The organism is Endozoicomonas sp. Z74 (assembly GCF_057680865.1).
The window spans coordinates 1-865 of the sequence record NZ_JBLYZI010000264.1 but is presented as its reverse complement, the minus strand read 5'-3'; the positions used below and the strand labels follow the sequence as shown (position 1 = coordinate 865).

Annotated in this window: 1 protein-coding gene; it reads right to left on the bottom strand. The window is 46.8% G+C overall.

Annotated elements, in window-relative coordinates:
• Positions 1-77 precede the first annotated feature (77 nt).
• Positions 78-671, bottom strand: coding sequence for a transposase (locus tag ACNRUY_RS26665; protein WP_488114692.1), 594 nt, complete (start codon positions 669-671; stop codon positions 78-80).
• Positions 672-865: the final 194 nt, after the last annotated feature.

Here is an 865-nt window from a genome sequence, read left to right as displayed (position 1 = left end):
ACAAAATACCTGTCTCGTTACCTCGGGTGGAAAAGGTTTCTTAAAACTCAACTCTTCTCAGAGGAGGCTTTTTTAGATCAAGTTTCTATACATTGGGTAGAGCAACACTTAATTTGAACAGCGCCGGCCATACAGGTCAATAACGCCGCCTCATCCAGTAGTGCCTGACTTTTGTAGCGGCCTTCCCAGAAACGACCTTTACATCCGTCTTCCTTATTGGCCTCCCTAGCCAAGTGTTCATTTACGCAGCGCATAAACCAACTGATATCCATCAAACGTTTGCGGTACTCTTCGGCGTACTCCTCTACTCGATGTAGCTCTGACTTATCCAGAGAGCCTCCTGCCAGAAATCGTTGAACCAGTGGAGCCCCGTTAAATAGCATTGCCCAACGATTCAGGACTTCCTCTGTGCTCCACCCTTCAGCTTGCTCCCGGTTGATATGCAATACCACATGGTAGTGGTTGGACATTACAGCATAAGCACAGATTTCCAGAGAAAAAATGCCAGACAGCTCTTTCAAGCGATCAGAGACCCATTGTCGCCGGTGCTCATAACTCTTACCTGAAAAAGCATCCTTGCCACAAAGAAAAGCTCTTCGTACACAGCGTGCCATGCAGTGATAGTAGGGCGTACAAGAAGGATCGATCAGGTTTTTCCGGGCTGTTGTCATGGTTATCTGCTTTTTCACGAGACGAAACGAAAGTGTTTAAAGCAAGGAAGCTTCGCTGGTTCAGAACCCCCCTGTGTCAGGATAGATGTCGCCTCTTTTGACTCATGACTCTCTTCAATGGAGAGATGATTAAAAGAGGCAGTTATGGCTCGCTACTCCAAAGAAATGAAAGAGGCCGTCATCCAGAAGATGAT